The 25,472-nt window shown below is 57.0% G+C and carries 23 protein-coding genes; 10 read left to right on the top strand and 13 right to left on the bottom strand.

Annotated features, from left to right (window positions below):
* Positions 1 to 2: 2 nt before the first annotated feature.
* Positions 3 to 689: an HAD-IA family hydrolase gene (locus tag RRB22_01950; protein MDT8383156.1), complete on the bottom strand. Its 687-nt coding sequence runs from the start codon at positions 687 to 689 to the stop codon at positions 3 to 5.
* A gap of 79 nt (positions 690 to 768) precedes the next feature.
* On the bottom strand, positions 769 to 1,788 hold the full coding sequence (rluC, locus tag RRB22_01945; protein MDT8383155.1) for a 23S rRNA pseudouridine(955/2504/2580) synthase RluC: 1,020 nt from the start codon (positions 1,786 to 1,788) through the stop codon (positions 769 to 771).
* 367 nt (positions 1,789 to 2,155) lie between these two features.
* Here rluC and RRB22_01940 point away from each other — a divergent pair, with 367 nt between their 5' ends.
* The gene (locus RRB22_01940) at positions 2,156 to 5,032 is read left to right on the top strand and encodes an Rne/Rng family ribonuclease (protein ID MDT8383154.1); all 2,877 of its coding nucleotides are present in this window, start codon (positions 2,156 to 2,158) and stop codon (positions 5,030 to 5,032) included.
* A gap of 70 nt (positions 5,033 to 5,102) precedes the next feature.
* Here RRB22_01940 and RRB22_01935 read toward each other — a convergent pair whose 3' ends face one another.
* The 8 genes from RRB22_01935 to RRB22_01900 all read right to left on the bottom strand — a co-directional run bounded on the left by RRB22_01935 (position 5,103) and on the right by RRB22_01900 (position 12,609).
* Positions 5,103 to 5,594 (bottom strand): low molecular weight protein-tyrosine-phosphatase, encoded by a 492-nt coding sequence (locus tag RRB22_01935; GenBank protein MDT8383153.1) that lies wholly within the window; start codon positions 5,592 to 5,594, stop codon positions 5,103 to 5,105.
* Positions 5,595 to 5,815: 221 nt separating this feature from the next.
* The gene (locus tag RRB22_01930) at positions 5,816 to 6,424 is read right to left on the bottom strand and encodes a methyltransferase domain-containing protein (protein MDT8383152.1); all 609 of its coding nucleotides are present in this window, start codon (positions 6,422 to 6,424) and stop codon (positions 5,816 to 5,818) included.
* Positions 6,425 to 6,650: 226 nt separating this feature from the next.
* Positions 6,651 to 7,160 carry a BCAM0308 family protein gene (locus tag RRB22_01925; protein ID MDT8383151.1) on the bottom strand — a complete coding sequence of 170 codons (510 nt, stop codon included), beginning with the start codon at positions 7,158 to 7,160 and terminating at the stop codon, positions 6,651 to 6,653.
* Between the two features lie 284 nt (positions 7,161 to 7,444).
* Positions 7,445 to 7,774, bottom strand: coding sequence for a hypothetical protein (locus tag RRB22_01920; GenBank protein MDT8383150.1), 330 nt, complete (start codon positions 7,772 to 7,774; stop codon positions 7,445 to 7,447).
* Between the two features lie 121 nt (positions 7,775 to 7,895).
* Positions 7,896 to 9,629, bottom strand: coding sequence for a DNA polymerase/3'-5' exonuclease PolX (polX, locus tag RRB22_01915; protein ID MDT8383149.1), 1,734 nt, complete (start codon positions 9,627 to 9,629; stop codon positions 7,896 to 7,898).
* A 114-nt stretch (positions 9,630 to 9,743) separates the two neighbouring features.
* Positions 9,744 to 10,031: a hypothetical protein gene (locus tag RRB22_01910; GenBank protein MDT8383148.1), complete on the bottom strand. Its 288-nt coding sequence runs from the start codon at positions 10,029 to 10,031 to the stop codon at positions 9,744 to 9,746.
* A 140-nt stretch (positions 10,032 to 10,171) separates the two neighbouring features.
* A complete protein-coding gene (locus RRB22_01905) occupies positions 10,172 to 11,305 on the bottom strand; it encodes an NAD(P)/FAD-dependent oxidoreductase (protein ID MDT8383147.1) in 1,134 nt (377 codons plus the stop codon).
* A gap of 35 nt (positions 11,306 to 11,340) precedes the next feature.
* Positions 11,341 to 12,609, bottom strand: coding sequence for a cyclopropane-fatty-acyl-phospholipid synthase family protein (locus RRB22_01900; protein MDT8383146.1), 1,269 nt, complete (start codon positions 12,607 to 12,609; stop codon positions 11,341 to 11,343).
* A 283-nt stretch (positions 12,610 to 12,892) separates the two neighbouring features.
* On the opposite strand from RRB22_01900, the gene RRB22_01895 reads away from it, so the two are divergent.
* The 4 genes from RRB22_01895 (at position 12,893) to proB (ending at position 16,936) form a co-directional block, all read left to right on the top strand.
* A complete protein-coding gene (locus tag RRB22_01895; protein ID MDT8383145.1) occupies positions 12,893 to 13,048 on the top strand; it encodes a hypothetical protein in 156 nt (51 codons plus the stop codon).
* Between the two features lie 38 nt (positions 13,049 to 13,086).
* On the top strand, positions 13,087 to 15,240 hold the full coding sequence (locus RRB22_01890; protein ID MDT8383144.1) for an HAD family hydrolase: 2,154 nt from the start codon (positions 13,087 to 13,089) through the stop codon (positions 15,238 to 15,240).
* Entirely contained in the window at positions 15,237 to 16,079 is an 843-nt protein-coding gene (locus tag RRB22_01885) for an HAD-IIB family hydrolase (protein MDT8383143.1), read from the top strand. Before RRB22_01890 ends, RRB22_01885 begins: the two co-directional genes overlap by 4 nt.
* A gap of 83 nt (positions 16,080 to 16,162) precedes the next feature.
* Positions 16,163 to 16,936, top strand: coding sequence for a glutamate 5-kinase (gene proB / locus RRB22_01880; GenBank protein MDT8383142.1), 774 nt, complete (start codon positions 16,163 to 16,165; stop codon positions 16,934 to 16,936).
* 57 nt (positions 16,937 to 16,993) lie between these two features.
* On the opposite strand, the gene mgtE is transcribed toward proB, so the two are convergent.
* The 3 genes from mgtE to RRB22_01865 form a co-directional block, all read right to left on the bottom strand.
* Positions 16,994 to 18,361 carry a magnesium transporter gene (mgtE, locus tag RRB22_01875; protein MDT8383141.1) on the bottom strand — a complete coding sequence of 456 codons (1,368 nt, stop codon included), beginning with the start codon at positions 18,359 to 18,361 and terminating at the stop codon, positions 16,994 to 16,996.
* A 105-nt stretch (positions 18,362 to 18,466) separates the two neighbouring features.
* Positions 18,467 to 20,425, bottom strand: a complete 1,959-nt coding sequence (locus RRB22_01870; GenBank protein ID MDT8383140.1) for an alpha-amylase family glycosyl hydrolase — start codon at positions 20,423 to 20,425, stop codon at positions 18,467 to 18,469.
* Between the two features lie 81 nt (positions 20,426 to 20,506).
* A complete protein-coding gene (locus tag RRB22_01865) occupies positions 20,507 to 21,037 on the bottom strand; it encodes a MarR family transcriptional regulator (GenBank protein ID MDT8383139.1) in 531 nt (176 codons plus the stop codon).
* 280 nt (positions 21,038 to 21,317) lie between these two features.
* Between RRB22_01865 and RRB22_01860 the strand changes: the two genes are divergently transcribed.
* From RRB22_01860 to RRB22_01840, 5 genes are read left to right on the top strand one after another with little or no spacing between them, the layout of a single operon-like run.
* The gene (locus tag RRB22_01860; GenBank protein ID MDT8383138.1) at positions 21,318 to 21,455 is read left to right on the top strand and encodes a hypothetical protein; all 138 of its coding nucleotides are present in this window, start codon (positions 21,318 to 21,320) and stop codon (positions 21,453 to 21,455) included.
* On the top strand, positions 21,452 to 21,970 hold the full coding sequence (locus RRB22_01855) for a fibronectin type III domain-containing protein (GenBank protein ID MDT8383137.1): 519 nt from the start codon (positions 21,452 to 21,454) through the stop codon (positions 21,968 to 21,970). The genes RRB22_01860 and RRB22_01855 overlap by 4 nt, the downstream gene beginning before the upstream one ends.
* Positions 21,967 to 23,208, top strand: a complete 1,242-nt coding sequence (locus tag RRB22_01850; protein ID MDT8383136.1) for a Zn-dependent hydrolase — start codon at positions 21,967 to 21,969, stop codon at positions 23,206 to 23,208. Before RRB22_01855 ends, RRB22_01850 begins: the two co-directional genes overlap by 4 nt.
* Positions 23,209 to 23,210: 2 nt before the next feature.
* Positions 23,211 to 23,957, top strand: a complete 747-nt coding sequence (locus tag RRB22_01845; GenBank protein MDT8383135.1) for an isochorismatase family cysteine hydrolase — start codon at positions 23,211 to 23,213, stop codon at positions 23,955 to 23,957.
* Positions 23,954 to 25,393 (top strand): sodium:solute symporter family protein, encoded by a 1,440-nt coding sequence (locus RRB22_01840; protein ID MDT8383134.1) that lies wholly within the window; start codon positions 23,954 to 23,956, stop codon positions 25,391 to 25,393. The genes RRB22_01845 and RRB22_01840 overlap by 4 nt, the downstream gene beginning before the upstream one ends.
* Positions 25,394 to 25,472: the final 79 nt, after the last annotated feature.

Here is a 25,472-nt window from a genome sequence, read left to right as displayed (position 1 = left end):
ATTCAGCCATATTTTTCGGTGGTATTTTTGAGCGGCAGAGACTGCGCCGCCAACCATGCCGGTAATTCCGTGATCGCCGACAGACAGGCCAAGGGGCCACAGGCCAACAGTCGATCCCTGGAATGCACGCCGTAATCGACGCCCAGACTGGCCGTGCGAGCCGCATTGGCCATCTCCAGATCATATTCGGTATCACCAATCATTAAGGTCTGGTCGATGTCCACGCCGGTGACCTCCATGATCTCCTGCAACATCTGCGGGTTGGGTTTAGAACAGGTCTCATCGGCACAGCGTGTGGTAATGAAATATTCACCAAATCCGGTACTTTGTAAGACCCGGTCCAGGCCTCGGCGCCCCTTGCCCGTGGCGACCGCCATCAGATAGCCCTGCTCATGCAGCTGTTGCAATACACAGGCAGCGCCTGCAAAAGGTTCGCAGGGGTCATCCGCAAAAAAGTGGTAACGATATCGATCGACTAGGGCCAGGTGTAGCTGCTCCGGCTCATCGGGCAGCAGGCGGTGAATCGCCTCCCGCAGCCCCAGGCCGATGATGTCGCGAATCTTTTCACGCGCCATTTCCGGTAGCCGGGCATCCGCCATGGCGCGCTGCATACTGGTCACGATGTGGGCCTCGGAATCCATCAGGGTGCCGTCCCAGTCAAACACCAACAATTCAAAACGTTTCTGCATTATGGGTTCACAATTCCTCTTTCTGTTCCTGTTCCTAATAACTGCATCAATACCTGCCATACCTGCCATTTGGTCAACATCATGTGCCCAGCACCTCCAGATGTTCCAGTACAGACTCCAGCTCCGCATCTAATGGCACAGAAAAAAGATAGGCCGGTTCGTGGTCCTCGAGGCGAAACCCGAGCGAATGCGCGTGCAAAAACAGGCGCCGCAAGCCTATGGCCTTCATCTGGCGATTAAAGGCCTCATCGCCGTATTTTTCATCACCCGCAATGGGATGGCCAATGGCGGCCGCATGCACACGGATCTGGTGGGTACGCCCCGTCAGCAAACTGACCTCCACCAGCGTAGCATCGGCATAACGGGTCACCGGGCGAAACAGACTCACGGCCTCCTTGCCCTCGGGATCCACCGTCACCACCCGCTCGCCCGAGCGCAGGGTGTTTTTCAACAGCGGTTTATTAACCTTGCGTTCGCCGCCCTGCCAGCGCCCTTTCAGCAGGGCCAGATAACGTTTATCCATGCCCACCGCCTGTGATTTCCCCTGCGATTTTTCGCGCAATAGACGGTGCAGCTCACGCAAGACGCTGCGCCGCGTGGCAATCAGCAGGCAGCCCGAGGTTTCACGGTCCAGGCGATGGACCAGCTCAAGATACGGCGCATCGGGCCGCAACGCACGCAGGGCCTCGATGATCCCGTAATTCAGCCCACTACCCCCGTGGACGGCGATACCGGACGGCTTGTTCAACACCAGAAAACCCTTTTCTTCGGCCAGGATACTGGCCTCGATACGTTCCAGCACGCGCGTCCCCGGGGCGACCGGGGCCTCGGCCTCGGCCTGGCGAATCGGCGGAATACGCACCGTATCACCCTCCTGCAGGCGGTAACTGGCCTTGATGCGTCCCTTGTTCACCCGCACCTCCCCCTTGCGCAGGATGCGATAGATGCGGCTTTTCGGCACGCCCTTGAGGCTGGCCAGCAGAAAATTGTCTATTCTTTGACCGGCACGGTCTTCATCGATGTCAATAAAACAGGCCTTCAGGCCGGATTCAGGGGTTTCGCCCTCGACAAGCGCGATTTTGGGGTCAATTTGGGTCATCGCGCTATGATACCAAATCACGCCGAGATTGATGCTATGGGCGAAGGCTGTTATATTCGACTAGCTTTTTGCGGGATAGTATTGATTCTACGTCCATTTTCCGACATTTTTACCCTTCGTCGGAGTGACAGAGAACGTAACTAAATTTTCGACATCCGTGTCATGACGGGTGTTTTTTACCAAATAGAGTGCGCTCCCATGTTCCCATTGTGTTCATGATGAGCTGACAGATAGCTGTACAACCAAGCTCGCGACGCCGCCACTACTTTCAACCCGGCACGTCAGCGAACGGCTGAATAGTTATCACTAATGTTACCTTGTGCCCGCAGCCACAGGGGAGCAATGGTCGAGCGCATGGACAAATAAAATGAAGAGAATGTTGTTTAATGCAACTCAGCCAGAAGAGTTGCGAGTCGCCATGGTCGATGGACAGCGACTGTATGATCTGGATATCGAAACTGCCGGCCGCGAACAAAAAAAGGCCAACATCTATAAGGCACGCATCACCCGCCTGGAGCCCAGCCTCGAAGCCGCCTTTGTCGATTACGGTTCTGACCGCCACGGCTTCCTTCCCTTAAAAGAGATCTCCCGATCCTATTTCGACCCCAAGGCGGATGCCAGTGGTGGCCGCGCCAATATCAAACAGCTTTTGAAAGAAGGCCAGGAGATCATCGTCCAGATTGAGAAAGAGGAGCGTGGCAACAAAGGTGCCGCGCTGACGACCTTCATCAGTCTGGCCGGCCGTTACCTCGTCTTGATGCCGAATAACCCGCGTGCCGGTGGTGTTTCCCGCCGTATCGTCGGTGATGAGCGCAATGAGATTCGCGACGCCCTGGCCGCACTGACCGTGCCCGAAGATATGGGCCTGATCGTGCGCACGGCCGGCATGGGCAAGAATCCTGAAGAACTACAGTGGGATCTTGATTACCTGCTGCAGCTGTGGGACGCCATCGATAAGGCCTCGCAGGATGGCAAGGCCCCCTTTCTGGTTTATCAGGAAAGCGACGTCATCATTCGCGCCATTCGCGACAACCTGCGTAAAGACATCAGTGAAATCCTCATCGATGACAAGGCCACGTATGATAAGGCCCTCGAATTTATGCAGCTGGTGATGCCGCATAATCTGGGCAAGATCAAATACTATGATGATAGTGTGCCATTGTTCACGCGTTACCAGATTGAATCCCAGATCGAAACCGCCTTCAAGCGTGAGGTCCGCCTGCCATCGGGTGGCGCCATTGTTATCGATCACACCGAAGCGCTGATTTCCATCGACATCAACTCCTCCCGCTCCACCAAGGGTACTGATATCGAAGACACGGCGCTCAATACCAATAAAGAGGCTGCGGAAGAGGTTGCACGACAGCTGCGATTGCGCGATCTCGGTGGCCTGGTGGTGATCGATTTCATCGATATGTCGGCCGCACGCAACCAGCGCGATGTCGAAAATACGCTGCGCGAAGCGCTGAAAATGGATCGCGCCCGTGTACAGGTGGGCCGCATTTCACGCTTTGGTCTGCTGGAGATGTCACGCCAACGGCTGCGCCCCTCGCTGGGTGAGTCGGTACAGATCATTTGTCCTCGCTGTGAAGGTCACGGCACGATCCGCGGCACAGAGTCCCTGGCGCTGTCCATTCTTCGTATCATCGAGGAAGATGCCATGAAGGAACAGACGGCACGCATCGTGGCGCAAGTGCCCGTGAATGTGGCCACCTTCCTGCTCAATGAAAAACGCCAGGCGATTAGCGATATCGAGAACCGCCAGGCCGTCAAGGTTGTATTGATTCCAAATCCAAGCTTTGACACGCCGCACTACGAGATTGTCCGTGAGCGCGCCTCTGATCTGCCACCTGATGCCGATGCACAGATCAGCTACACCATGGCCGTGGAACGCGAAGAAGTGTCGGAGTCGCTGGACGACAGACCCAAAGTGACGACCGAAGTACCGGCCGTCAAAGGTGTGATTCCCGTCGCACCGGTGCCACAGGCAACGCCAGGCAAAACAACCGCCGTACAAAGCGGACTGATCAAACGCATCTGGAGCAGCCTAATCGGTGGCGAAAAAGCCGCCGAAGCGCCTGCGCCTAAAACCGGCACGAAAAAAGAGACCAGTGAACGTCCTGCGCAAAACCGTACACGGACCAGCACCACGGCTGGCGGCCGTACGGCCACCAGCCGTCGTGGTGGCCGTAGCGATACCCGTGGTGAAGGTCGCGGCGAAGCTCGTGGTGAAGGCCGCGGCAAGCAAGAAGGTGGTCAGGCAAAACGCGAAGCGCCAAAGGCTGCCAGCACCCGACCCGAGACCAAGGAGGCCGTCGACAGAACGCCCAGAGAGCCGAGGGAACCAAGAGAACCTAAAGAGCCCAGAGAACCTCGGGCGAGCGAACAGGCCACTGAAGGTCAGGATAAAGAGCGTGGCGAAGGTCAGAAAAGCAGCTCGCGCCGTGGTCGTCGCGGCGGACGACGTCGTCGTCGTGATGAAGGCCGTGGTCAAAATGCAGAGGGCGGCGCCACGACCACTGAGTCACAGGGCGAAACCGATACTTCAACCCGTACCGAAACCAGTGCTGTAACCAGTGTTGCAACCAGTGCCGCAATCACTAGTTCGGACGATACCCGACCATCCGGCAACAGCGCACCGGTAAGCGACAACACGACGGACGAGAAACCGAAGAAGGACCGTGCCGCCGTTGCACCACATACGCCCAAAGCCGTTGTAAAAAAGGCGCCGCCGGCGGATCAGGCCACGGCACAAGTTGACAACGCGCCCGCACAACCGGCACACACCCCGGTGGAAGCAGGTGCCGAGGCAACTGCTGCAAAAGCCACAGCACCAGCACCAGCACCAGAAAAGGTAGCGAAAAAACCACCGACGGAGCCTGCCCCCACAAAGGCGGTTGCAGCAAGCATCCCCGAGGCAGCCAAACCGGCACCGGCGGCCGTGGAATCGAAACCGATGGAAACAAAGCCGATGGAAACGAGGCCGACACCCAGCGTGGCCGAGACGGCCCCGGCACAGGAAAAACCGGCGGCCCCCACTCCGCCAGCAAAGCCTGTCGCTGAGGTCATTGCGGCACCGGTACAAAGTCGCCCACAGACTCCAGCCAGTGCGCCATCGGCAGTCGAGCGGGAACATCGCACCCCGCCGCCGGCGTCATCGGAGACTTCGCAACTACCGCTGCTCGATACGCCGATAGCACCACGTCCGATGGAAAAAACTGATAAGCCATCGGACGAGAGTTAGCAACCAAGAACCACGAGCACAAAAAAGCCCCAGCCAGGGATCTCTGGCTGGGGCTTTTTTTATTGGCTCACTAACCCGGGCTATCCAGATGCCGCAATTGAATCTCCTGCAAGAGCCCCTCGGCCGCGTGCTCGATCATATCCAGCACGCGCTCAAAGCCCATCGGTCCGCCATAATACGGGTCCGGTACCTCTTCATGCTCAAGGTTGGGGGCAAAACTCATAAACAGATGCAGCTTGTACCTGGAAGCCGGCGGACAAATCGCCTCCAGCCTTTGATAGTTATCCCGGTCCATCGCCAACACATAATCAAAATAGTCAAAGTCCGCTGCGACAGCACGTCGGGCCCGCAATTCAGACAAGTCGATGCCCCGTTTTAACGCCGCACTTCTGGAACGCTCATCCGGTCCCTGACCAATGTGATAGGCATGCGTGCCTGCCGAATCTACCTCAATGAGATGCTCCAGATTTTTACCTTTGACCTGTGCGGCAAAAACGCCCTCTGCTGTGGGTGAACGGCATATATTGCCCATGCAAACAAACAAGACCTTAATTTTTTTCATAGTACAAATCGTTTAACAAGTGAAATTACAGTGAACGTCAGGTAGTGACGTGTCGTCAGAAACCCATCGGTGATGGCTACTACTTTGCGGAGCTGCCCCGCCTTGCGAACACAGACTATCGCCCACTAGATCATGCGATTCAAGTGAAAATACAGCGTTAAAAATACGCCGGATAGGTAGGCATACCGGAACCCTGCCTGCACACCACCTGCAGAATGCAGTCAGGCATCCGGACCCGGTTTTCGCCATTTGTACAGCCTGACTGGGGGAACATTCAGCAATTCCACTTTCACTTCCGGACTTCCGAACAGCTCACGCCCCAGATCAGCCACTCGGCCCCGAAACTGATAGGCAACAAAATGTCCGCCCGGTGTCAGGCATGACCAGATACTCTGGAGGATACGGTGCGCCTGACGGCTCGGCATCGTGGAAAAAGGGATGCCGGAGACCACCACATCCGGGCGCGGAATATCGTACAGCGCCAGGATGTGTTCAATGTTCTCTGCACTACCGTGGTGGACAATGAGACGCCGATCAGGATTGGCGTCTAACAGTGATACAAATGCTGAATTCAGTTCCAGGGCAAGGAATTTGGCATCATCCTGTAACGCATCGAGAATGGCCTGCGTGGTGCCACCGGTACCCGGACCAAGTTCAACCACGGTCTTCGCACTGGCGATTGATGCAACATCAACAATTCGTTGTTCCAGAAATCGGGAACTGGGTATTACGGAACCCACCTGTTCCGGGTGTTGAAGGAAGCCTCGCAGGAAGGCGAGTTTACTGTTCCATGGAAGTTTTTCTTCTCGAATATTCGTCATATCAGACATCAGTACGCTCTCCCTTACATTTGCAGACAACCTGGATTTATCAACCTGGATTTATCAACCTTGATTTATCAACCTTGATTTATCAACCTTGATTTATCAATCTGTATTTATCAATCTGTAAAGAATACAAGACTCTCTTCCTGTGAGTTTTTGGCGGGCGTATAGGCCAATGAAAGACACACAACCACCCCAATCCACCACACCGAGGGTTATTCACCGTCAACGATTAACGTTCCCAGGACACACGTAACATAATGTCTTCCGGGGTGTACTGATAATCGATATCCCCTTCATAGGCGTGATGAATCGCCTCACCAATACCGCGTGCCAGATGGGCATCCGTAAAGGTGATCTCTGTTTCATTCTCCTTCTGTTCCACATTCATGATTCGTTTCAGCGGATGCTCCGCCTTTTCCCGTTGCTCATAGTTATGCACAAGATTCATGATTTCATCCCGATGGGCATCGAGAAAATCCCCCCGCAAGGTCAGATATGCCGCCGGTACTCTGTCATGAATGCGCTGACAGGCCGGACACAGGTGTTGGTGTTCATGGGGACCGGGCTCGGCCTCGCCCCAGGACCATCGACCCTTGGTGTATATGGCGCTACAGTCCGGACAAACGGCCGGCTCCTTAATCTTTCTTTTGGAATGATAGGGATCATGATCCAGTTCACGAATAAGTCGGTCATGCCTACCTTGTCTGGTAAAATCTGTTGTCCTGTTTGATCCCGTCATGGCTTCCTCTCCACTGGTGTTAACATAATCCTGAATCCGTGGCTTAACCGCGGCGCCTGGCACAAGCTCTTGATTCCACAGCGGATCAAAAAATGCCCGCTTAACCTATGGGTGAAGCTAAGATTTTTTGAACCCCCTGTGAAACCTTTATGAAACCAAAAGCTTGCACCCTGCAGCCACGTTTAAACCACGGATTCAGGATATTATCAGTATGGCACATGACTACCGACCTGAAGCTGTCGAAAATCGCTCCGGGTGTCGATGCCAGCAGTTTATGCCCCGGTCTAGACCGGCTTATTAGATAGCTGGTCGATATGTGCCGTAGGATTGACGGCAATCCGGTCGGCCGTTATATGGCAGTGTGTCTGGCCGTTGGAAACATTGAAGGTATTCTGGTAATGGAAAGGGCGCAGATGTTCTGCCCCCGTCTCACCCGGTAAGATACTGTGGATCTGCCAGCCAAATTCGGAATTTTCGTGACCATAATGCCCACGCCGAATCCAGGCACCGCATTGATCCTGCCGCCATTCATTCGAATCCTGGTCTGACACCGCCCTGCCATGCTCCCAGACCTGCTGAATGATCTTCTCTCCATACTCCATGACATCACCCATTATTTCCCTGTCCTTATTACGATTAATTCTAGTTGAAAAATATCCGTTCGTTATACGGCCTTACATGCACTGAAACAGTATTGTAAATAGCTTATTTGGGTCCTGCTTTCATCGCCCGCTTTCAACCCATTGTCGCTTTCAGCAACTTCCGTAACCTGGGCAGTGAACGCGTATTGAGGACATCGCCTTTTTCCAACCAACCCCGTCGTGCCTGGTTAATCCCGCCCGCTAAATGGTCAAAATTGCCGGGGTTATGACCATCGCTATTGATGCTGATCAACACACCCTCCTGTTTGGCTAACCGACAATAGCGATCGATCAGGTCCAAACGCCGGGGCTGGCTATTCAGTTCAATAAAACAGCCCCGCTGCTGCGCCGCCTTGATAATCCTTGGCATATCCACATCCATTGCCTCACGCTCCTCAAGCAGTCTGGCACTGGGGTGCGCCAGGATGGTGAAATATTTTGATTCCATGGCGCGCAGAATCCGCGAGGTCTGCTGATTGCGGGACAGGTGAAAGTGACTGTGCACCGCGCCGATGACCAGATCCAGCCGTGAAAGAATCTCGTCTGAAAAATCCAGCCGGCCATCTTCCAGGATATCCACCTCACTGCCTTTCAGAATGGTTATGCCGTCAATACGTTTATTGAGGCTATCAATGGTTTCAATCTGCCTGGCAAGACGCTTTTCATCCAGGCCATGGGCGACCGTTAACGATGCGGAGTGATCGGTAATCGCGATATATTTCAGGCCGCGCTGCTTCGCCGCCAACGCCATCTCTTCGATGCTGGCATTACCATCAGAGTCCTTGCTGTGCACGTGCAGATCACCCTGCAAATCATCCACGCCAATCAGCCGGGGCAAAAGCCCTGCCTGCGCGGCCTCTATTTCACCCTGGCCCTGACGCAGTTCAGGGGGAATAAAGGGCAATCCCACCGCCTTGAATACGGAGGCCTCGGTATCGCCATTGATACGGTCTCCCTGTTTGAGGTTAAACACACCGTACTCGTTGAGCTTGATACCGCGTTGCTGACCCATGCGACGGATCTGGATGTTGTGGGCCTTGCTGCCGGTAAAGTAATGCAAGGCGGCACCGAAGCTTTTTTCGTCAACCACCCGCAGATCGACCTGCAGGCCGCAGCGCAAAAAGACACTGGCGCGAGTGGTGCCCTTTGCCGCGATCTCCTGTACCTCATCGTATTCGGCAAACCGGCTCATCACCGGACTGTCGCTTTCGGCCGTCACCAGGATATCCAGATCCCCCACCGTTTCCTTGGCACGACGATAACTGCCTGCCAGCACAACTTGCTTAACACCGGGAACAACTTTTAGATAGGCCAGCAAAGGTTCGGCATACTGCTGCGCGACATGATAAAGAAAGCGTTTCTCGGTGCTGCGATGCGCGGCGATGGCATCCAGAATCTGCTGCTCTATTTTGGCGCCAAAACCAGGTAGCTTTTGCAGACGTCCGTGGCGCGCGGCGTCTGCCAGTTGCTGGGGGTTACTGATGTGCAGGTTCTGATACAGCGCCTTGACGCGTTTGGGTCCCAGCCCCGGGATAGCGAGCAGACCCTCGAGGCTCGCCGGCACCTCACGATGTAGAGTGTCCAGGGCACGGGCATGGCCGGTACTCAGAATCTCGTCAATCTTGCCGGCCAGATCCCTGCCGATGCCCGGCAAGCGGGTCAGATCTTCTCCACTGTCCAGCATCTCACGCAGTTCCTGCCCCAGCCCGCGCACCGTACGAGCGGCATTACGATAGGCACGCACCCGAAACGGGTTGGCATCCTCTATCTCCAGCAAATCCGCCATTTCCTCAAATATCTTCGCAATGTCTTCGTTGTGCACCGGCATCCAGCAGAGTCCTTTGATGTGATAGTCCGACACTGTTTCCGTTCGATTCCACTGTCGGCGGCTACGGTTGCATAACGATGCATCGAGACCGCGTGCAGACGACACGCTTGACGATTATTCCAGGGCGGTTTTACGTTTACAGGCCGAGAGTTTCTTGTTCCAGTATGCAAACAGTTGTTGTCGGACATGCGGGTCATCAAAGCCTTCCAGCACCTTGTCTTTTGGCAGGGTTAATGACACCAATGCCCAGCCGCCATCCGTTGCACAGGCGCATTCAACCAATAGCGCGTAATGTGCATTTTGCGGTTCAATCTCAAAAAGATAGGCATCGAGTTCCAGCTCTTCCAGAATGGCCCTGGCCACTTCACGCGCGGTGACCAGTTCTTCGGTCGATAAGCTCATCACAGTACTCCACAACAACTATCGCTATTCTTTCAAAACACTCACTGCAAACGGTGTTGTTATTTTAATGGCTCTTCACCTGATCGTGTGGATGTCGCCGCTAACGCATTCACTGACTACTTCTGGCGCTTTGAAAAATATCAGGCCTGTTGCCTGGCTCTCAGCGACCGATTGGCCGCCTGATGCAAAAACCATTTGTCGAGCAATATGTGGCGCGCAAAATAGTGATTTTTTAATAGCAGTTGCGCCGCAATACCGCGTATCGCTTTGGGAAAGGTAAGGCTGGGCAGCACAGATTTATCATCAAAAAACTGATCCAGGCGGAAGGTGTAATTGTTCAGCCTCGCGAGGCGATAGTCGTTATTGGCCTCTACGGCGGTGGCGGCCGCCAACAGACCTGACTTGATCGCGGTATAAATCCCCTCCCCGCTTTGCGGATACGCCAGCCCCGCCGCATCGCCAATCAGCATCACGCCGTCACCCACCAGGCGCCGTTGCCCACGCTGGGAGGACAAACGATAGGCGTGGCCACGAAAACGCCCCGGCAGCGCGGCGGGCACTTTGTTCTGTTGGATGAGAAAGGCATAAAACTCTGCGACGTGTTTGGCGAGGTGCCGATTTTCGGTTCGGCCAAGGCCGATATTGAGGGAGTCACCCTTGCGCACACACCAGCCATAACCGTCCAGCATCGGCAGAAAATAGAGTTCGGGCGTATCGGCCCGAACCCGACATTGGGCCTGCTGGGCAGAATCCATTGCGATCTCCATTTCTTGGGCGGTGACGATCTGCTGATCATCGTCGGCCTTCGGATTGAGTCGCCGCGCCACAGGACAGAAGTGCCCGCCGGCGCCGATCAGGAGTGGGGTCTGTAGTTGTTCATTGATCCGCCAGTTGCCGTGCCGAAAATCCACACTGGTCATGGCCTCCCCAGGCCGGGTATTGGCCGCGCTGCGGCGCAACAGGTAATCGTCAAACTCGCGGCGCAGAATGCCATAGCTCACGGTGTGCCCATAATCGGTATTGATCAGGGCTGAGCCCAGCAGGCCTGTGCGAAAGGAGCTAAACGCTTGCAGTGTATGCCGCCGTCGGTAGTCCTCCAGATCCAGTTCCAGCAACTGCACCACCTCGGGCGTAATCCAGCCGGCGCAGACCTTGTCGCGAGGAAACGGGCTCTTGTCCATGACCAGCACATCCCACCCGGCACGTCGCAGCGCCCAGGCACAACTCGATCCGGCAGGGCCACCGCCGACAATGATGGCATCATAGTTTTTCATCTTGCCCCTTCACGGCGAAACCCGAGATGAATATTTCAGTGATACAGATCGTCACGGGTCATCGGCAGCGTGTTGTTCTGCGCCCGGGTAAACAGCAGCTGATAGAGTTGCAGATAGCCAGCGGAAAAGTTGGTCAACGATCCGCTGAGATAAAGACGCCAGGCCCGGATAAAACTGTCACCATACATCGCCCGTACCTCATCCTGGCGCGCATCAAAACGTTGCAGCCAGTGCGCCAGTGTCTGCGCATAATGCGGGCGCAGGTTTTCCACATCCAGCACCGAGAAATCGAAGGGCTCGAGGATGTTCATCATCTGCCGCAGGGTCGGCGTATAGCCGCCGGGAAAGATACGCTGTTGCACCCAGGCGTTGATCGGTATCGGTTGATTCTGGCCGATGCTGTGAATCAGGCCACGACCATTCGGCGCCAGGGTACGATCAATGATCGACCCAAGCTCACTATAATCTTTCACTCCCACATGTTCGAGCATGCCGACCGAGACAAAGGCATCACAGCTGCCGCGAATATTTCGATAGTCATCTTCGATGTATTCCACCTGGCCATCCAGCCCGTCCGCCCGGGCACGCTCCTTTGCATAGACAATCTGTTCGTGTGAGATATTAAAGGCGCGCACCTTCACGCCATAGTGCCTGGCCATATAACGCGCCAGCGAACCCCAGCCACAACCGGCCTCGATGACGGTCTCGCCCGGTCTGAGGCGCAGCTTTCGACACACATGTTCCATCTTCGCCAATTGCGCGGCCTCTAGCGTGGTGACGCCGGGCGCGAAGTAAGCGCAGGTGTAGGCCATTTCCTCATCCAGCCACAGACGATAAAACTCATTGCCGATATCGTAGTGATGATGAATATTGTGTTTCGCGCGATCGATGGGATTGCCGCGCAGCAGCCGGTAGCGGTTCGCCAGCATGAGAATATGTCCGAATTTTTTTTGCCGCCGGTCCAACGCCGCGTAGATCTGCTCCAGAAAGGCCACAAGACCGCCCTCCACCTCAATGCGTCCACTCGCATAGTCATCACCAAAATGCAGCGCGGGATTGACCAGCATCCGCCACAGTGCCGCGCGTTCTTTCAGCACCATACCCGGCAGCACCCGACCTGGCCGCTGCTGGCCAGGCTGCACTGATTCGCCGTCCCACAAGGTGACGTTAATGGCGGGATCGCCCAGCAGCCTGAGAATAAGGCGCATCACCCTTTTTTCCAGCTGCGTTGATGGTGCCTGTGCCTTTAGCGTTTCAGGTCGCTGAAAAGGCAGCGACACACCCTGTGAAAAATCCTTCTTCATCGTGCATTCCCTCTGCAGGTAATCTTCTATAGTTAACTAAATAGACGAGGATGGACGCATCTTCAAAGTGGAAATTTGCCAGCAGGGTGCTAACGGTAAAGTCTCACCGCCTGTGCCGCTGATCCCCCTGCGACTGCGCCGGGACATGATCCGCAGGACGCCAATAAAGGGCGATTGGTTCGTACCAGAATGATAGCGCACAGGCCCTGGCCCGCCACGGGGTTTCGGCATTTGCAATATTCGTTTATAATCAAGCAGTTGATTGCGCTCAGAAAGATAAACTGTGATCCCGTTCGATTTGAATACCAAGCATATTTCTCATCACCGCGCCATTACCGAGCGCGCCTGCCCCGCCGCGTCCATCGCTGCCAGCTACGCTGTAACCGATGCCGATGAACGCACCAATACGACCGGGCAAACCATGAAACGCGAGTTATGAAACACGGTTTATGAAACAAGGCTTATGAAAGAAGGGACATGAGACAAAAAAAGCAAGGCCTCTATATTGTATTGATCAGTCCCCACGGCCTTATCCGCGGACACGACCTGGAACTGGGCCGGGATGCCGATACCGGTGGCCAGACAAAATATGTGGTTGAATTGGCAACCGCCCTGGGCGAATGTCCCGAAGTCGACCGGGTCGACCTCCTGACCCGGCGCATTGTTGACGAGCAGGTCAGTCCCGATTATTCCCTGCCCGTCGAACCGCTCTCCAACAAGGTGGACATTGTCCGCATCGATTGTGCCGAGGCGGTCTACCTGCCGAAGGAGGCATTGTGGGATCATCTGGATAGCTTTGCGGACAATGCCCTGAATTATCTGCAGCAACAGGCACTCACCCCGGACATCATCCACAGCCACTATGCCGATGCGGGCTATGTCGCCACTCGTCTCGTGCATCAACTGGGTATCCCGCTGGTACACACCGGTCATTCGCTGGGAAGAAGCAAGCGCCGACGACTGCTGGCGAGCGGGCTCAGGCAGGATGACATCGAACAGCGGTATAACATGTCCCGCCGAATCGAGGCGGAGGAAACCACCCTCGGCGCGGCGCAGCTCGTTATCACCAGCACCCATCAGGAGATCGAGGAACAGTACGGCTTGTATGATTACTATCGGCCGGAGCAGATGCGCGTGGTCGCACCCGGTACGGATCTGCAGCAATTTCACCCGCCCAGCGGTGACGAACGCGACAGCGCGATCGCCGGGGCGCTGGCCACATTTCTGAAAGAACCGGAAAAACCGATGATTCTGGCGCTGTCGCGCCCGGACCGGAGAAAAAACATTGTCGGCCTGATCGAGGCCTATGGCGAATCGGCCCAACTGCAAAAGGCGGCCAACCTGGTCATCATTGCCGGTAACCGCAACGATATTCGAGAACTGGACATCGGCGCACAGGAGGTGCTGAACGATATCCTGCTCACCATCGACCGCTATGACCTATACGGCAAGGTGGCCTATCCAAAACACCATCAGGCCGATGAGGTGTCTATACTGTATCGACTCGCGGCGCTCAGTCAGGGCGTTTTCGTCAATCCCGCGCTTACCGAACCCTTTGGACTCACCCTGATCGAAGCTGCGGCAAGTCAATTGCCCATTGTGGCAACTGAGGATGGCGGGCCGAGAGATATTATCGGCAACTGCAAAAACGGTTATCTGATCAACCCACTGGATAAGCCGGCGATGGCGAAAACCATCGGCAAGCTGCTCAAGGCCAAACAGACCTGGCAACGGCTGGCGAAAAACGGCCTTGAGGGCGTACGCCAGTATTATTCCTGGCCGGCACATGCAAAAACCTATCTGCAACTTGTCAAACCCCTGGTCGAAGGCACTGAGCCGGTGCCACACATGAACCTTAGCCGCCGTCCCCTGCTCTACCACGACCGCGCCATTTTCAGCGACCTGGATCAAAACCTGCTGGGTGATTCCGCCTCACTCAACGCCTTCATCCAGGAGATGCGTGACCGCCGTAAATACACCAGCTTTGGCATTGCCACCGGCCGGCGCCTCGATGCCGCGCTACAGATACTCCGCCAGAACAACATTCCGCAGCCCGATGCCCTGATCACCAGCCTGGGCACAGAAATTCACTATGCGCCCAATCTTACCCGTGACTGGGCCTGGCATGACCATATCGACCATCTCTGGAAACCAACGTCCATACAACTGCTGTTGAGCGAAATTCCGGGGCTCGCGCTGCAGCCGAAAACGGAACAGAGCCGTTACAAGGTCAGTTATTTTGTGGATCCGGCCAAGGCCCCCAGGCTGGGAGACATCACCCACCTGCTGTTACAGAACGACCTGACGGCGAATGTCTTTTATTCCTTTGACCAGTTTCTGGATATCGTGCCGGTGCGCGCATCCAAGGGACTGGCCTTGCGCTGGTTTGCGAATCAGTGGGGGATTCCGCTGGAACACATCCTCGCCGCCGGCGGCTCCGGTGCGGATGAAGATATGATGCGGGGCAATACGCTGGCGGTGGTGGTGTCCAACCGACACCATGAAGAGCTGTCCGAACTGGCCGGCATCGAACGGATCTATTTTGCGCAAAAACCCTTTGCCGCCGGCATCCTGGAGGCCATCGAACATTATGATTTTTACGAAACCTGCCAGGCACCGGCGTCCACATGAAACAGCGACTGCTCATCTGCACCGACCTGGACAGGACCCTTATCCCCAATGGCACGCATCCCGAATCGCTGCAGGCACGCGCCCTGTTCGCCCGACTGGTGGCGCGTGACGATGTCAACCTGGTCTATGTCAGTGGACGTGATCAGCGCCTGACGCAGCAAGCGATCAATGAATATCAGCTGCCGACTCCCGATTACGTCATTGCCGATGTGGGCAGCAGCATCTATGCCATCGTCAACCAGCAATGGCATCCATGGCCCGCCTGGCAGGACGAGATCGCAACGGACTGGCAGGGCAATACGCACGACAATATCGCTAAACTGTTTACCGACATGGATGGGTTGCAGCTGCAGGAGGCGGAAAAACAGAACGTCTTCAAGCTCAGTTACTATGTCCCCGCCAACATCGACAGCGAGGCGCTTCGATCCGCCATGCAGGCCCGCCTGCAACAACAGGCGATACGCGCCAGCCTGATATGGAGCATTGATGACATCACCCACAGCGGCCTGCTGGATGTTTTGCCCCGGCGGGCGACCAAACTGCATGCCATTGAATTTCTGATGGCACAGAAGGCCTACGCCATTGAACGCACCATTTTTGCCGGCGACAGCGGCAACGACATTCCCGTGCTGACCAGTCGCATCCAGTCGGTACTCGTCGCCAATGCCCGCCAGGATGTGCGTGAACAGGCCGCGCAAGAGGCAAGGAAAAACGGCCTGTCCGATGCGCTGTATTTCGCCAAAGGCGATTTTATGGGAATGAACGGAAACTATGCCGCTGGCATTCTGGAAGGCATTGCGCACTTCATACCCGAAACCACGGCATGGTTATCTGAATAACCATCCTGCGATAAAACCCCATCAAAAAAACGCGTCATGAAAAGTGTATGATTACACATCAATTATCATCATCAGGAGATTCAGTGAAACGTATTACATTAAAAGTCGGCAGCGGTGTATTAACGGAAAACAACGCCATCGCCAAACAGAGGATGCTTAACCTGGTGACCTTCATCGTCACCCTGCGAAAGCGCTATGAGGTGATCCTGGTGACATCCGGCGCCGTCGCCTCGGGTTACACCGCCCTGCGCCTGGATCGGAAAGAACACATCGGCAAAAAGGTATTGGCGGCTGTCGGCCAGCCAATCCTCATGAGCATCTATAAGCAATTGTTTGATATTTACGATATCGACATTAGCCAGATATTAACGACGGAAGAGGATTTCGACTCCATTGCACATGTCGATATCTTCAAGCAGATAATTGATACCCAGCTGGAAAACGACATTCTTCCCATAGTGAATGAAAATGATATCACCACCATGTCCGAACAGGTCTTCGGTGACAACGACCAGCTTGCCGCCCACGTCACTCACCATACCAATTCTGATCTGCTGGTGATCCTTAGCGACATCAACGGCTATTACGACAAAAATCCCGACGTGCATGACAACGCCGTAATCATCAGGCGCATCACCGAGATTCCGCAGGAGGCACTGGAGGCGGCGCACACACCCAGCAATGAATTTGCCACCGGCGGGATTGTCACCAAGCTTAAAGCGGCGGCTTATCTGATGGAAAAGGGAAGAAAGATGTTTCTCTGCAGTGGTTACGACCTGTCGGCCGCGGAAGTATTTTTACTCAATGGCGAACAGCAGGACGGCAGCCTGTTTATGGCCCCTGATGAAACCCTGTAAGCACGCGGCAGAGTCCATCCGGTATCGGTGACGTCTGAAGAAAACGCCTGCAACCCGCTACAACAGGAAAATAGTGGCCAGTCCCAGAAATGACAGGAAGCCGATCACATCGGTCGCCGCAATCAGTACCACGCCACCTGCAAGGGCCGGATCAATACCCACCCGCAACAGGGCCAGCGGCGCCAGCGTACCGACGACCGCCCCGGTAATCAGGTTGATGATCAGGGCGGCACCGAACACGATCCCCAGCTGCACACTGCCAAACCAGAGCACCGCAACCACGGCCACCACTACCGACCAGAAGGCGCCATTCAGCAAACTCAGGGACAGCTCCCTCAGCAGCAGGCGGCGCGCATTGCTGCGCCCAACCTGCTCAAGCGCAATCCCGCGCGTCACCAGGGTCAGGGTCTGATTGCCCGCCACACCGCCCATGCTGGCGACCACCGGCATGAGTATGGCAAGGGCGACCACCTGTTCAATCGAGCCCTCGAACAGGCCGATGACCCAGGCGGCAATAAAGGCATTGATGAGGTTAACGCCGAGCCACACCGCACGTCGTGTGGCGCTCGACATAATGGGCGCGAACATATCGGTGGCTGAGGTCAGGCCCGCACGGCTCATCACCTCACGCTCCGCATCACCGCGCATCACGTCGACCACGTCGTCGATAGTGATGCGTCCCAAAAGTTGGTTGGCCTCATTGACCACGGGAGCGGAAAGCAGATCCTGATCCTGGAACAGGCGGGCCACCTTGCTCGCGGATGCCAACACCGGAATCGCCGGTACCCGCGCCGTCATCACCTCACTGACAATGGTCCCGGAATTCAGCGAGACAACATCACTTAACTGCAGCATGCCGAGATAGGTATTGTTGCGATCGACCACCACCAGGCTATCAAGATGTTCAGGCAGCTTACCCTCGCGGCTGCGCAACTGTCGCAGATAACGCTGCACCGCCTTCAGGCTCACGTCACCCCGCACCGCTGCGGCGTCGACATCCATCAGCCCACCGGCCGTGTTGTCGGGATAGGAGCGCACCGCCTCATAACGCCTGCGCCGCTGTACGTCCATGGTCTGCACCATGGCATCGACCACCGACATGGGCAGTTCGGCGTCAAGGTCGGCCAGCTCATCCATCTCCAGGGTGGCCAGCGCGGTGAGCAATTCGTCCTCATCGGTGGCCTCAATGAGCTGCCGCCGCACCTCCGCATGGGTCTCCAGCAACACCTCACCCTTGAAGAGAATATCCACCTGCGCCCACAGCGCCGGTCTCAGCTCGCGGGGCAAGGCCTCTAGTGCATCGGCAATTTCCGCCGGGTGCAGGCCCTTGAGCAGGTCAACTACGGTTTGCAGAGATTGCTCTTCCAGCGCCTTGTGCAGCAGTTCCCGGAAATCGTATTGCGATTTATCGTTATGGTCAGGCATCGTGGCCTCGGGCTGGCAAGCGTAGATAAAACGGCGTGATGGATTTATCGGATAAATGACCTAACTCAAAGTATGGCGATAAACGCGGACATGAATGCAACGGCATTACATCTTCTCTCGTAACCAGTAAAAATGGTATCCGGGTATGACCAGGGCGTCTTTAAAAATATCCGGCGACTGTCCGGAATACAGATCCACCATCCGGCCCAGCTGCTGGTTGGTCCAGCCCGCCACATCATTGATGTTCAGCGACTGGGGACGGTCATCAAAATTCGCCACAACCAGTACCTGGTCAGTCTGTTTGGTGACGTTGGTGCGCCCGAACACAAACAGATGCGGATTTTGTACATCAATAAGTTCCCGATTATTAAAATCGGCAAACGCATCTATCTCCTTGCGCACCGCGATCATTTTCTTGAGGGCGCGGAAAATCCGGTATTCCACCGTACCGGGGACATTGCGATTCTCTGCCTTTTTCCAGTCCATGGTCGGACGGTGCAGCCAGCGCGAATCGACCGACCTGCCTGCATCATCCTGATACGAATAGTCATTCAGGGCGCCCATCTCGTCGCCATAATAAAGCAGCGCGATACCGCCAAACGACATAATCAGGCTATGCAACAGCAGGATGTTTTTTATCGCCTCGTCGATGGCAACCGGGTCATTCTGCTCCAGTCCGTACTCCAGCCCTGCCAGCGAGGCGAGCGAACCGGAAATACGCGCATCGCCTGTTTTCACGTTACTGCCGAACGGCAGTCCACGGGCGTGGGAGTCATCGAACCTTCCCGTATAGTAATCAATCAGGAATTTCCGATGGCTGTGGGCGTCATAACCCGCCAGCCGAATATCACCGTCATCAAATCCCAGCCCGATGTCATCGTGGCAACGCACATAGTTCAGCCAGGTCGCACGTTCCAGTTTCACCGGCAGGCTCTTGATGCCCTGGTTCAGCAATTTGCTATTTTTGGTGGCGACCGCGTCCCACAACAGGGCCATAAAGGTGGCGTTATAGGCAATCTCACACTCCTTGGCGATAATCGCATCTTCACCAAAGTACTTGGTGATTTCCACGGGCGCGACAATCGCTTCGGCAATAAACAGCACGCCGGGCGCCGATACCTGGCAACAGTCTTTGAGCAATTGCAGGATCAAATGCGCCTCGCGTTCGTTCTGGCAGGTGCTGCCAATCTTCTTCCACAAAAAGGCCACCGCATCCAGGCGCAGAATATCCGCGCCCTTGTTCGCCCAGAACAACAGGATATCCAGCATCTCGATGAACACCGCCGGATTGCTGTAGTTGAGGTCCCACTGGAAATCGTTGAACACCGTCATCACCCAGCGCTGCATCTCTTCATCCCAGGTGAAATTGCCGGGCGATGTCTCGGGAAAGATCTCCGGCATGCTCTGTTCAAACATGTCGGGGACGTTGCGCGTTGCGAAGGTGTAATAATAGTCCTGATACTGCGGATCCCCGCCACGGGCGCGCACCGCCCAGTCATGTTCATTCGATGTATGGTTTACCACCACGTCCAGCACCAGCAGGATATCCCGCTCGCGCATCGCCTTGGCCAGTTCCGTCAGCTCCTCCACGCTGCCCGCGCGCGGATCGACTTCACGGTAGTTACTCACGGCATAGCCGCCATCACTGTGTCCTTCGGGACACTGCAAGATGGGCATGATGTGCACCAGGTTGACACCCAGATCCTGGAAATAACCCAGATGCTCATGCACCCCCTTGAGGTCTCCCGCAAAGCCCTGGCTATAGAGCGCCATGCCCACCCACTTCTGGCTAAGAAACCAGTTGTGATCTTTTTCGCGCTCGATATCCAGCTGCTTCAGCGCATCGGGACGCTGGATATACTGCCGCGCCATGGTCTCGACCAGCCGCAGGGACTGCTGTCTGAAATCGTCCCGGTGCCCATAGAGCCGTTCAAACAGTGAATGGATGGCATAGAAATTCGCGCCCAGGCGGGTATAGAAATGCCGCAGATCCTTTTTGCTGATCTCTGCCTTTAGATCATTAAGGATGTCATTGAGTAATGAGTGGGATACCTGTTCGTACATAGAATGCCTTGTGTCATCGTTACACCTGAATCCGGCGATTCAGACTGAAGTCCTGCTTATGGTTAGTGGCCCGGCGTTGCGTTATTCACCGCCGAGATCTTCCGGCCCCAACACCTCCTCGACGGCCCTGGCCGTGGCCCGCATCGAGCCACTGGAGAGCACCGGTGCAGCGTCGATATCCTCCGCATCCATCATCGCGGCAATCCGTTGCAGCGAGGCCAGCAGTTGCGTCTGCTCCCATTCGTGCAGATTAGTGAAGCGCTCCACAAAGCGCTCCTGCAACAGTGGTGGCGACTGCCTGAGCAGGGTCATGCCGGCGGCCGTGGCCTCCACCAGCACCCGGCGTTTGTCCGTGGTATCCCGTATGCGCTTGAGCAGGCCGCGCTGTTCAAGCCGAATGAGGATATCGGTCACCGTACCCTGACTGAGGCTGACCCGGGTCGCCAGCTCACCGGCGGGCAGGCTGCCCTGTCTCAAGGCCTTCAGAATCAGCGCCTGCGGCCCGGTCAGGCCGTGACTTTGCACCAGGGTGCGGGAATGCAGATCCACGGCGCGAATCACGCGTCGCAGAGCGATAATCACCTTATCGCCGATATCCTCATGTCCGCCCATGGTTTATTGCTCCGCAAATTGTTTGTGTCGTAAGCATATATTCCTCGGTACTATCCTCTGCCACTATCGTGCCGACTTTAATAATCGGCCATTATATCTTATAATCATTCGCCTCAAGCCCTTTTGGGACACCTTTTGGACAGATGCGCCACCACAAACTATTTAGGGATCAAATTATTATTCGGATCGTTCGTCTCACTGTTTTCCGTTGCCCATGTCGCCCGAAACCATGCTCAGACCCAATCTCCGTATAAACGAGAAACGCTGGAAGCACAAAGCCTTGTTTCACCGACGCCGTCGCCACCCCCTCATTCGTCTCGCCATCAGCGTATTGATTCTCGGCGTGCTGGTCGCCCTCGCCGCCTGGTGGCTAGAGGCGCCGCTCCTTGAACAACTCTCCGATCCCTTTTTATCATGACCGCCCTGTCCCGTAGACACCTCACGACCAAAAGCCGCCCGCAACGGATCGGGCTGGCCGTGTTGTTGCTGGCGTGCCTGTTCAGCACCGCGGCCGCCGGATCTCAACTGCCCGCGCCACGACTATCCACTTCGGGTGATGTCGTCACGGCAGGATACTACCGCCTCAGCTGGGAGACGGCGAGCAGTGAAGTGGAATCGGTAACAGCACCCCTAAAGGAATCTATTTGGACACCTGTTTGGGAACTACAGGAGGCCACCCAGGCGGATTTTCGCGATGCGGTGACCGCCTACCGCGGCCCCGATAGCGCCACGGTCTTCTCCGGCAAACCGGACGGCGCCCGGCATTATCGCCTGCGCAGTGTGGCGCCGCAGGCCAGCCCCTGGAGTGACACCGTTAGCGTGCGAGTCACCCATCATAGCCTGTCCCGCGCCCTGCTGTTTCTGTCGCTGGGTATCGTGGTGTTTGTGGCCACCGTGGTGCTGATTGTGCGCGGCCCGGAGGCAGCAAAATGAGTACCCCCGAGCTGCGGGTCAACGCCGAACGTCTGCGCGAGGACATCGACGCCCTCGCCCGGATTGGTCGGTATGAAGACCAGGGTATCTACCGCATGGCCTTCAGTGATGGCGACATGGCCGGCCGTGACTGGTTACGCCAGCGGATTATCGATAGCGGTCTGGAGTGTTATCAGGACGGCGCCGCCAATCTTTATGCGCGCCTGAACTGGAATGACCAGACCGCCAGCGTGATGGCAGGCTCGCACGCGGATACCGTACCGGGTGCGGGCCATCTGGATGGCGCCCTGGGGGTCATCTGTGCGCTGGAGGCCTTGCGCGTATTGCAGGAATCCGGGCTCACGCTGAAGCGCCCGCTGGAGGCCGTCTCCTTCAGTGATGAAGAAGGCCGCTTCGGCGGCATGTTTGGCTCCCAGGCCGTGGCGGGGCTGGTGACACCCGAGTATCTACACCAGGCCTGCGACCTCGACGGCGTCAGCCTGAGCGCCGCGCTGGCGGCCCGCGGACTGGATGCCCGCCAGGCGCTGCACGCCCAGCGTGCCCCCGGCAGCATCCATGCCTATGTCGAATTACACATCGAACAGGGGCCGGTGCTGGACCGCAAGCGTTGCAGCATCGGCATCGTTGACGCCATTACCGGCCTGTTCAAATGGGAAATCACCCTGAGCGGCGCCGCCAACCATGCCGGCACCACCCCCATGCATATGCGCGCCGATGCCTTTCAGGGCCTCGCCGAATTCGCTGGCCAGCTGGATCGCGTACTGGCGGAATACGGCAGCCCGCAAAGCACCGCGACCATCGGCCGAGTGGCGCTCAAGCCCGGTGCGGCCAATATGGTGCCGGGCGAGGCGGTGTTTTCACTGGATGTCCGCGATACCGACGCCACCACCCTCGAGACCATGGCCGCCGCCCTGCGCAGAAGCCTGTCCGCGATCGCCCGCCGCCGCAATCTGATGTTCGCCTTTACAGTACTGAGTGAGATCGCCCCCGTGCCGTGCGCCACCAGCGTGCTGGACGCCATCGATGAGGCGGTAACCGCCCTGGCCCTGTCCGCGACCCACCTGAGCAGTGGCGCGGCCCATGATGCCCAGATCATCGCCCGCATCGCACCCGCCGGCATGATTTTCGTCCCCAGCAAGGAAGGCCGCAGCCACTCCCCCGCAGAGTGGACGGCGTGGGCGGACATCGAGGCCGGCGCCAATGTCCTGTTAAACACCCTCAAACGGCTGTCCACCTGACCATGACCCACAAACACCAGACCCCCACACCCTCCACCGAAGACTTTCTGGATGTGGATCCCCTGCGCGAGGCCTACCGGCGCTCCATCACCCACACCCCGGCCGTCACCCTCTCGCTGGAGACCCATCAGACCGCCCTGCTGTGCATCGATATGCAGTACCTGGACGCGGCAGCGGGCTTCGGGGTGTTTGCCACGGCCGAGGCCTCGGGGGTGCCGCTCGCGGCCCAGCGCTACTATTTCGATCGTCTCGAACAGACCGTGCTACCCAATGTGCGCCAGCTACAGGACGCCTTTCGGGCCCGCGGGCTGGAGGTCATCCATACCCGCATCCAGTCGCTCACCCACGACGGCCGCGACCGCAGCCCAGGCCACAAGCGCCTGGGCCTGCATGCCGCGCCGGGCTCCAGGGAGGCCGAATTTCTGGAACAGGTCGCCCCGCTGGACGACGAGATCATCATCAACAAGACCGCCAGCGGCGTGTTTAACTCCAGCAATATCGAATACATCCTGCGCAACCTGGGCATCAACGGCCTGTTCGTGGTCGGCGTCTACAGCAACGAGTGCGTCTCCACCGCCATTCGGGATGCCTGCGATCTCGGCTTTCACGTCACTCTCATATCCGATGCCTGCGCAACCGTCACCCCGGAATTGCAGCACGCCACCATTACCACCATGAAGGACCGCTACGCCCGCGTACTGACCACGCAAGAGGCCATCACCGAAATCCGCGAAGTGGTCGAGCCATGAATAACATGCACAGCGCCCTGCTGGACGCCAATACCGGCTGGATGATCCTCGCCGCCTTCTCGCTGCTGTGGATCGCCCTGGGGGCCTATCTCGGCCGGCGCGCCAAAGGCCTGGAAGGCTTTATGCTGGCAGGGCGTCGGGTGGGTCTGGCCCTGGGCACCGCCACCGCCATGGCCACCTGGGTCACCAGCAACACCACCATGGCGGCCCCGCAACTGGCCCTGCAGATGGGCGTATGGGGCATGTTGGGATACTCCCTCGGCTCGGTGGGCCTGATCCTCTTCGCCCCGCTGGCCAGGCGCATCCATGCGCTAATGCCCGGCGGCTATACCAGCGGCGATTTTGTGCGCCTGCGCTATGGCAAGACGGCGTGGCGCATCTTTCTGCTCATCTCCCTGTTTTATGGCTTCGGCTGGCTGGTCTCCATGGGCATGGCGGGCGGTGTGCTGGTACATGCCCTGACCGGGATCGACTACCGCATCGGCATGAGCGTGATCCTCGCGGTGTGCGTGCTGTACACAATATTGGGTGGGCTGCGCGCGGTGATCGGCACGGATTTTCTACAGACCCTGATCATCCTGGTCGGTATCGTCATCCTGGCCTGGCTGGCGATCGCCGAAGTGGGTTTTGAGCGCATGCATGCGGCGGCACTGGAAGAACGCCCCGAGCTGCTGAACCTGCTGATGCCGGCCGCCATCATGTTTCTGTTTAACAACCTGCTGTTTGGGATCGGCGAAATCTTTCATTCCAATGTCTGGTGGAGCCGGGCCTTTGCCTTCCGTGCCGGCGTCGGCTTCAAGGCCTATTTCATCGCCGGGGTGTTCTGGTTGCCGATCCCGATTGTGGCCGGATTTATTGCCCTCACGGTACCGGCACTGGGGATCAATGTGCCTGCCGCCGACATGGTGGGGCCGCTGGTGGCGGCCAACCTGCTCGGGGCTGGTGGTGCCGTGCTGGTGTTTATCGTGGTGTTTGCCGCCCTCGCCTCCAGTCTTGATTCGCTGCTGGCCGCCACCTCTGACCTGATCCTCACCGACATATATAAGGGCCATTTCCGCCCCCGGGCCAGCGAGGCAGAACTCGCCCGCGCCGCGCGCTGGGTGGTGCTGGGGCTGGGTATCACCGCCTGGCTGTTATGCCTGCCGCGCCTCACCACCCTGGCCGAGCTGCTGTATTTCACCGGTGCCTTCGTGGCCAGCACCATCTGGCCCATCGCCGCCGGGCTGTTTTGGCGACGCGTCAATCCGGGCGGCGCGGCGCTGGCGATGGTGGCCGGCACCGTCATCGGCCTGGCCGGCTATTTCCTCATCGGCTTCTATGTGGCGGCGCTGATCTCCGCGGCGGTCTCCATGAGTGTCGTGTTGCTGACCACCTGGCTACGGCCCCATGAGTTTGACTGGGACAGGCTCGCTGGCCGCGGGGAGACACGAGTATGACGATCTCGATAAACGCACTGACCTGGTTGGTTGGAACGGCAATAGCTATAACTGCCATTGCACCCCTTGTATTAATCAT

Source organism: Gammaproteobacteria bacterium (genome assembly GCA_032250735.1).
Lineage (GTDB): Bacteria > Pseudomonadota > Gammaproteobacteria > SZUA-152 > SZUA-152 > SZUA-152.
Note: the sequence above shows the minus strand (reverse complement) of the source record. Positions and strands in the feature narration are given on the sequence as shown.

What these genes read in the sequence shown, in the direction of transcription:
- RRB22_01890 (MDT8383144.1), top strand. Translation starts at nt 13,087, where the DNA reads ATGAGACAAAAAAAGCAAGGCCTCTATATTGTATTGATCAGTCCCCAC.
- RRB22_01910 (MDT8383148.1), bottom strand. Translation starts at nt 10,031, where the DNA reads ATGAGCTTATCGACCGAAGAACTGGTCACCGCGCGTGAAGTGGCCAGG.
- RRB22_01840 (MDT8383134.1), top strand. Translation starts at nt 23,954, where the DNA reads ATGAATAACATGCACAGCGCCCTGCTGGACGCCAATACCGGCTGGATG.
- rluC (MDT8383155.1), bottom strand. Translation starts at nt 1,788, where the DNA reads ATGACCCAAATTGACCCCAAAATCGCGCTTGTCGAGGGCGAAACCCCT.
- RRB22_01900 (MDT8383146.1), bottom strand. Translation starts at nt 12,609, where the DNA reads ATGAAGAAGGATTTTTCACAGGGTGTGTCGCTGCCTTTTCAGCGACCT.
- RRB22_01925 (MDT8383151.1), bottom strand. Translation starts at nt 7,160, where the DNA reads ATGACGGGATCAAACAGGACAACAGATTTTACCAGACAAGGTAGGCAT.
- RRB22_01920 (MDT8383150.1), bottom strand. Translation starts at nt 7,774, where the DNA reads ATGGGTGATGTCATGGAGTATGGAGAGAAGATCATTCAGCAGGTCTGG.
- RRB22_01865 (MDT8383139.1), bottom strand. Translation starts at nt 21,037, where the DNA reads ATGGGCGGACATGAGGATATCGGCGATAAGGTGATTATCGCTCTGCGA.
- RRB22_01855 (MDT8383137.1), top strand. Translation starts at nt 21,452, where the DNA reads ATGACCGCCCTGTCCCGTAGACACCTCACGACCAAAAGCCGCCCGCAA.
- RRB22_01850 (MDT8383136.1), top strand. Translation starts at nt 21,967, where the DNA reads ATGAGTACCCCCGAGCTGCGGGTCAACGCCGAACGTCTGCGCGAGGAC.
- polX (MDT8383149.1), bottom strand. Translation starts at nt 9,629, where the DNA reads ATGCCGGTGCACAACGAAGACATTGCGAAGATATTTGAGGAAATGGCG.
- RRB22_01950 (MDT8383156.1), bottom strand. Translation starts at nt 689, where the DNA reads ATGCAGAAACGTTTTGAATTGTTGGTGTTTGACTGGGACGGCACCCTG.
- RRB22_01930 (MDT8383152.1), bottom strand. Translation starts at nt 6,424, where the DNA reads ATGTCTGATATGACGAATATTCGAGAAGAAAAACTTCCATGGAACAGT.
- RRB22_01885 (MDT8383143.1), top strand. Translation starts at nt 15,237, where the DNA reads ATGAAACAGCGACTGCTCATCTGCACCGACCTGGACAGGACCCTTATC.
- RRB22_01845 (MDT8383135.1), top strand. Translation starts at nt 23,211, where the DNA reads ATGACCCACAAACACCAGACCCCCACACCCTCCACCGAAGACTTTCTG.
- RRB22_01935 (MDT8383153.1), bottom strand. Translation starts at nt 5,594, where the DNA reads ATGAAAAAAATTAAGGTCTTGTTTGTTTGCATGGGCAATATATGCCGT.
- mgtE (MDT8383141.1), bottom strand. Translation starts at nt 18,361, where the DNA reads ATGCCTGACCATAACGATAAATCGCAATACGATTTCCGGGAACTGCTG.
- RRB22_01940 (MDT8383154.1), top strand. Translation starts at nt 2,156, where the DNA reads ATGAAGAGAATGTTGTTTAATGCAACTCAGCCAGAAGAGTTGCGAGTC.
- RRB22_01870 (MDT8383140.1), bottom strand. Translation starts at nt 20,425, where the DNA reads ATGTACGAACAGGTATCCCACTCATTACTCAATGACATCCTTAATGAT.
- RRB22_01905 (MDT8383147.1), bottom strand. Translation starts at nt 11,305, where the DNA reads ATGAAAAACTATGATGCCATCATTGTCGGCGGTGGCCCTGCCGGATCG.